Annotated in this window: 2 protein-coding genes; both read left to right on the top strand. The window is 61.5% G+C overall.

Features of this window, described 5'->3' with window-relative positions:
• A partial coding sequence (gene bamA, locus WCA85_RS01980) for an outer membrane protein assembly factor BamA (protein ID WP_424061420.1) occupies window positions 1–983 on the top strand: 983 nt, incomplete at its 5' end.
• Between the two features lie 352 nt (window positions 984–1335).
• The coding region (locus WCA85_RS01975; protein WP_424061419.1) for a TIGR00366 family protein at window positions 1336–1620 on the top strand (285 nt) is incomplete at its 3' end.

Below are 1620 nucleotides of genomic sequence, written 5' to 3'. Positions count from 1 at the left end.
GTCCGATCATTTCGGCGGGCGTGTCGCAGGACAACGTGTTCGGTTCGGGCACGAGCCTCGCGGTGAACGTGAATACCGCCACGACCTTCCGTACCTTGACGGTGACGCAGGTTGACCCGTACTTCACGGTGGACGGCATCAAGCGGATTACCGACGTCTACTACCGTACCAGCGAGCCGCTGTACTACTCGAATACGACCGACACGAGCTTCCGGATCATTACCGCGGGTGCGGATATGAAGTTCGGTATCCCGTTCTCCGAATCGGACATGGTCTATTTCGGCCTTGGTTTCGAGCAGAACCGTCTGGACGTCGACTCGACCACGCCGCAAAGCTACATCGACTACGTGAACGACTTCGGCCGTGTGTCGAACAACGTGCCGTTGACGGTGGGCTGGTCGCGCGATAACCGCGATAGCGCATTGGTACCGAGCCGCGGTTACTTCACGCAAGCGAACGCCGAATGGGGTTCGCCGATCGGCAGTACGCCTTACTACAAGGCCGACCTGCAGGCACAGTATTACTACTCGTTCGCGCGCGGCTTCGTGCTGGGCCTGAACTTCCAGGGCGGTTATGGTAATGGCCTCGACGGCAAGCCGTACCCGATTTTCAAGAACTACTACGCAGGCGGTATCGGTTCGGTGCGGGGCTACGAGCCGAGCTCGCTGGGTCCGCGCGATGCCTCGACGGGCGATCCGATCGGTGGTTCGAAGCTGCTGGTCGGCAACATCGAACTGACGTTCCCGCTGCCGGGCACCGGCTACGACCGCACGCTGCGCGTCTTCACGTTCTTCGACGGCGGTAACGTCTGGGGCACGGAAGGTAACAGCGTAGGGGCGAACGGCCTGCGTTACGCGTATGGTGCGGGTCTCGCGTGGATTTCGCCGATCGGGCCACTCAAGCTGAGCTTGGGCTTCCCGCTCGTCAAGCACGCCGGCGACCAGTACCAGAAATTCCAGTTCCAGATCGGGACGGCGTTCTAAGTCTCGAAGCTTCAATGCGTCAAAAAGGGCAGCCATGGGCTGCCCTTTTTTTCGTCTGCGGGGGCGTTGGTTGCACGAGGCTGCGCCCGCTCCGGCATTCTTCACACCATGTTGGCCGCAAGGCCAGGCGGGTTTCACGACAGAGCGCGCCGTGCGCTGATGCTCTCGCGCCCTCTGCCGCCCTCTGCCGCCCTCGGCGCAGTAATCCGCAAAATAATGTAGGGTTCGTGCCGCAGATACAGCGCACTCGCTTGCGCGTATGCTGCATTTGCCGACCCTCACCGCATGCAGGTGAGGGGCCGCTTGGAGAGACATGCCGCACGAGCGTCGTGCGGGCAGAGGAAGAGACATCATGGACCAGCGCGACACCAATTCAAGCCATTCCCATCCGCATTCCCGCCCAGGCTCTAGCGAGCATCAGCGTGGCGTTGTTGCGGGCCTCGTCTACGTGTTCGAGCAGATGATGCCGGACCCGTTCGTTCTATCGATCGGCCTGACCCTGGTGGTCATTGTGCTGGCCTTCATCTTTGCGCCGCACGCGTCGGTGGCGGTGATCCTGACTTCATGGTACGGCGGCACCTTCGGCATTCTGGGCTTCGCGCTACAGATGATCCTGATCCTCGCCACCGGCTATGCC

Origin of the sequence: Paraburkholderia sp., assembly GCF_049581445.1 — a bacterium.
Lineage (GTDB): Bacteria > Pseudomonadota > Gammaproteobacteria > Burkholderiales > Burkholderiaceae > Paraburkholderia.
The sequence above is the reverse complement of the archived record's forward strand: the minus strand, read 5'-3'. Positions and strand labels throughout refer to the sequence as shown.